At 39.2% G+C, this 5,805-nt stretch carries 2 protein-coding genes and 1 riboswitch; of the genes, one reads left to right on the top strand and one right to left on the bottom strand.

Features of this window, described 5'->3' with window-relative positions:
- Positions 1-237 precede the first annotated feature (237 nt).
- The gene (locus ABJL82_RS16335; protein ID WP_347275773.1) at positions 238-1,215 is read right to left on the bottom strand and encodes a sulfotransferase; all 978 of its coding nucleotides are present in this window, start codon (positions 1,213-1,215) and stop codon (positions 238-240) included.
- Between the two features lie 690 nt (positions 1,216-1,905).
- Positions 1,906-1,988, top strand: a riboswitch (cyclic di-GMP riboswitch).
- Between the two features lie 42 nt (positions 1,989-2,030).
- Here ABJL82_RS16335 and ABJL82_RS16340 point away from each other — a divergent pair.
- On the top strand, positions 2,031-5,805 hold a 3,775-nt coding region (locus tag ABJL82_RS16340), incomplete at its 3' end, for a hypothetical protein (protein ID WP_347275774.1).

A 5,805-nucleotide genomic window follows, 5' to 3' on the forward strand; every position in this document is an offset into this window, starting at 1 on the left:
AATATTTTTCTTTTTAGTAAGGTGTTTTCGCGACGAAACAAACAAAAAATACATTTAGAGACGCATAATAGTCCAAAATATTATCCCATTGTGTGTAGATGGTTAAATCACGCTTGTTTTAGGTCTAACATGATCTGTATGACGGGAGACTGTCACGTACGGTTCTGTGAGAGGTTTGGGATTGAAACTTCCCCTTGTCTACTTGGCGATTAAATTTATTTTGATTGCGGCTCCGCATTAAATTTCACTAAGTTTAACAGGAAAAATGTTATCATCATAAATCTTTATCTCAAATTTTTTAAGCATATCAAGAATAGAGTCAATATCTTTTTCAGATAAGTCATTTTTCCATTTACTTAATTGTTCAATTTTATTTTGTTGTAACTGAGAGCTTTGCTGAACCATAGTGCTTGGTATATTAATCTTATCCCATAGTTTTTGAGGTAATTTTATATCAAGTCTATTAAAAATATGGGGTATTTCATTTTCGGGATTTGTGATTAAATTTTCATAAAAAACAGTTATCCATAGCCTATTATTTCCATGATGATTTAATGGTACTATATTGTCCAAACACCACCTTGCGGCTAAATGTTCTACAGTTGTATTAATATTTTTTAATATACGCTCATATTTTGTATATAGTTCCGGAAACCTTGTTTCTGGTATTGTAAAATTAGGAGGAACATCTTTCCAAACCATTTTCATCTGAGAGGCAACTGTAGCACATGGATGCCTGATAATATAGACAGGCGGCCGGATATCGAATTGTCTGACTAGCCATGGCAGTAATGAATTTGCTCTTACATCCTTAATAACTAAAAACTCAGCATCTTTTAATCGGGCTAAATTAGCCTGAGAAACCATCCACGATGTTAAATATTGCCCCCGAAAGAGTTTTTCGAATAACGCCTTTGCTTCTGGCCAATCATAGTCTTCCGGAATAAATTGTCTCCACTCAAAACCTATTTCCTTAAATTTGGGCGAATCATGAAGGTATAGAGGTTCAAATAAAGGGTAGGTATTGTCAATAGAACAAAACAACTCTTCTAGCCACGTAGTACCACTTCTCGGGCAACCGGTAATTATTATATTTTTTTTTGGATCAAAATTGTTGACAGATTCAAAATATTTTATTTTACGGTAAGTTTGATAATGTCGAAATTTTTTACGATATTTTCGAATTCTATCTGATATTAATCTTATCATATGCATATAAGTATTGATTTTATCTATGTTTATTTGCGGCCAATTGCGGACTTTATGTTATGTGCAATATTAAACATAACGAGAAAGGATAGTGCAAGGGAAATTTTAACTTCTTATGGGTTTTTAGAATGAGCATCCTTAGCACTTTAACCAATTTGAGGTGTACTTCCATTGTCGAAACTGGGATACACCGCACATTGCTTGGCCACTGATATTTCATAACCTTTCAGGTGTATCCTATAAAGTGAAAGTATCCGTTTTAATCCGCGTTTGTTAGCGCTCATCTGCGTGCTATTGCAGGATTTGGGTTGTGGTATATTTTTATCCCTTTTAAACATATCCATAGAATATAATGTTTTGAGGATATTTTTTAAAATAGTTTTATAATTTTATTAAATCTTTTTAAAATTTGTCGATATGTATAACAGTTAACGAGATAAAACTGTAGACCAACAAAAGTGTTTGTAACCACAGATTACGCAGGTTACACAGACAAAATATACAAATAATATATAAAATTTAATATTACAAGATCTGTGCTAATTGCGAAATTTGCAGTTGTTGTAGTTACACTTAAAAAAACTGGACTCATTTGTAGAGATAAATCGTAAATAAAGATTTTTAAGTGAGAAAGGAGGAATCGCCAAATCTAAATATTGAGTTTTATGTTTGCTAACTCCTGGTAAGAGATAGCAGACGTGAAAAAGGCAAACCAATCGTGAGGTTGGGACGCAAAGCCATGGGACTTCGGAAATACCGAAGTATGCCAGGTCGCCATGTTTGTTAATTAATCAATTAATCTCTTATTAGGAGAAATATTTGTGAAGCTAAAAATTAGCATAGTAAGCATTTTAATATTTGCCCATATTGTTCTTTTCGCTGAAAAGAATTTTGCGGAAGAAAAAGCATATCAGAATATTTATGGCATACTCTGGAATGATAAACCATCTGAGGACATTAACTATGCAAGGCAGATGGGGTATGATTCTATTGCTATAAATCCATCCTCAGAAGTTAAAGACTATCATAATGATCCCAATTGCACAGGCCTTAAGTATTATCTGATCAACCCACATTGGTATCCACAGATTTTATCCGGGTATAGCAGGACGATAGACATTACGCAGCCTCTTTCAGAGGAAGCAAAGGAATTTTACAATCAGCGTATGGTATGGAAAAGCCATGAGCCGTTTCCTTACAATCTGGCGACAGGGTATCATCCTGCCGGGTCTTCAGAGCAATTTTACGTAATGTGGGATTTTCAGCAACAGGCGGTTATTGATGAGGTAGTTGAAAATATTATAAGCCTGGCAAAGAGTTATGAAAACACAGGGTTGCCGTTCACTTTTGGCGGATATATAATTGATGAGCCGAAGCTTGCAGGTGAATTTTACAGATTAGACGAAACGGGGAATAACATATCTGTAGATTTGTCTTATTGGACAGGAGCGGACCTGGGTTTGGTGCATGACGCCATTACCCATGAGCATACAACGTATTCAGAGGGAATGGCGGCATTTTACAAGAAATTAAGGACAAGGATTTCTGAGGAATTCACGAATCCTAAATGGATTGTTCAGCCAACGTTGCTCTACAGTGAGGCGGACAAAGATGAATGGATATATCAGATAAAAGTCCGGGCAGACAAGGATGAGCTAACGCCGGATATGCTAAGCCAAAAAAGCCCGCAAAATACAAATTATGTAGATGATGCCAACAATTTTAATGCCGGGGTAGATATTACAAAAGACAAGGTTGGCAACTCCCAGACAAGCGAAGCAGATGAATACAGGAATCGTCTTTTTGCAGCCAAGGCGAGCATTAACGGCGCCTGGTGTAATTGGTTTGGGCGGTTTGGCGACACAGTGGATATGCCGGACTTTGGGAGTATTACCAAGGTTGATTCCAGACTCAAACTCATAAGGTGCATACCCAACTGGGATAATCTTAATAATGTGCCTCTGAGTGAAAGGTCATGGGATGGCAGCGTTTATCAGAGTACAAAGAGTTATGCGGATAGTGACGTCATGTATTCATATCATCCAAAGACAGGGAAATTATTTGCGGTATTTTTGACGCTGTCCGGGGCTATAACGCTTAATGCGGGTGAGACGGCAATCTCGGTGCAGCGCACTGACGGTTATTTTATTGAGTCAGTGGATGGGAGCGCCGATGTCAGCATTGTTGGTAACGAGATAAGGCTAAAGAGTAAAGATAACATAGGGAAAGGATACATCTTTACCGTATCGGCAGAAGGCGCCTGGTCAACAGTAGAGACCGGGTCAGAGACAGAGTCAGATGTGACATCGGGTTCGGAGGTTTCGGATGAAACAGTAAACGGCAGTGGGTCGACGCATACGACGTTGGTCGAGTACTATCCTGCTGGTGGACCACGTAACAGTGTATCGTCAAAAAAGAGGACAAATGCCATAGCCTCCAAACAATCTGACAGTACGCTGACGTGGCAGCAGGTAGCAAAAAGAACTGCCGCTCAGAAAACTGCGGGGCTTTCAGGGGGTGAAGGAGGTCAGATGATATTTGGTCTTGCCTATGCACCATCTGATCCGAATATTGTATATTTTGTCACAGATACAACCATGATATGGAAAAGTACTGATGGGGGTACAAGTTGGCATTTAAAATCTAATGGTTATGCAACAACTGGGGGAACTTCTGTTGTTGTTCATCCCACAAATGCAGATATTGTTTATGTTGCTGGCGGTCACCTCGAAAATACAACCGATACGCCAAAATCCGGAGCAAAACATGGTGTATATAGATCGATGAATGGTGGGAATAGTTGGGAATTTATATATGAAGCCCCGTTTGTAAGAAAAGCTTCAGGTGGTGTTCATATTACTTTTGCCGGAAGTAATATGTATGCAGCGCCTAGTTATTATGGACTCATAAAGTCTACAGATGGCGGCAATACGTGGAATCTTCTGAAAAAATCCGATAATACAAATATTTTGGATACTGTAAGATTATATAATATAGTTGCCCATCCGACAGATAATGCCATTTTATTTGTATCCGCCTCCAATGGATTACATAAGGTTGAGGATAGTGGGGGGAGCGCTACGGTTACAAAGATAGGAACAGGTCTCCCTTCGGGCGCAGTATATCAACTTGTGATTAATCCCAATACGCCGGATACAATGTATATTGCTGCCGGAACGAATGGTATCTGGAAGTCAACAAACGGCGGATTAAATTTCTCTCAAACATTAGCTTCCCCGGTAAAAAACAGTGTAACAGGTAGTGCCAAGTTTATAGCAATGAGCCCGGTTAATCCGAACAAACTGATAGTTACATTCGCCGATATATTTGGGAGATACTTGTATTATACAAGTAATGGCGGGACAAATTGGAAACAGACAACTACAATGGATTATCAGGTGACAGGCGATGAGTGGGTAGGAGGGTCTACATACGGATGGACGACAAATTTATTTGGTACTATGGACACTAAGTCCGCCATTGCTTTTCATCCAACGGAAGAAAATACCGCATTGGTAGTAGGATGGGGGGACACTATATGCAAAACAATCAATGGTGGTGAATCATGGAAATATTCTAACACGGGTTATATAGGTATGGCTGGTGGAGTTCAAGACAGTTCCAGCGCAATTGGATGGGATGCTACCAACTATAATCGAGCGGTTTACACTCATGGTGATTGGGGTAGTATGGTTACAGAGAATAATGAAGATACTTTTATATCCAGGGCAACGGTTAGTCATAATAACAGGATAGCAACCTCAGGAGCAGCAATGCATGGGAATATCATTGTACAGGCAGTGGGCCATGTAAACGACTCTAGTACTCAAGAAGTAATAGCTATATCAAGGAACTCGGGGGCATCTTGGACTAAAATTGAAGATGCAATGGCATTTTTCAAACTAATCGAGTTTTACCCACAGAATAATAATATTGTATATGCGGGAAAGTATAAATTTACCAATATACAGACAAACAATAATTTTACAACTCTTGACAGAACAGTTGCTGCGGTATTTCGGGGGAATGGGAATATAGTTTATTCCTATAGCGGGAGTACTATCTATAAATCTACAGATGCCGGGATTACATGGACAACTCCATATCCTTCGCTAAATCTTCCGTCCGGGGCTTCTGTAAGTCAAATTGCGGTGTCTCCCACAGATGAAGACCGGATTTACGCGGCAGTGGCTGGACTAGGGATTTACATAATAGATAAAACGGCTGCCAGTGGCGGTACGGCGGTGTTGAAGAACCACAATAATGGCATCGAAAAAGACCAGTATGGTGAGATAAATGTAAAGACAGTGGCAACAGATCCTAATGATGCAAGTATTGTCTATGCAGGTACAAGGGCAAACTGGAAGGGTGTGGCAAACGGTGTTTTTAGGTCTGTAGATAGTGGCAACACATGGACAAATATAACCCAAGATACTTTTGGTGCTATATTTAATGTTAACTGTATGAATGTAAGGCCAGACAATAGCTACGTTTATATAAGTTCATTTGCCGGCACGTGGAAATTACCGCCACCGTCATCAACCTCTACCGCTGATACCACAGCGCCGAATTGTTCGATAAGTATTAACAATGGTG

It is taken from the genome of Candidatus Kuenenia sp., assembly GCF_039794105.1.
Taxonomy (GTDB): Bacteria; Planctomycetota; Brocadiia; order Brocadiales; family Brocadiaceae; genus Kuenenia.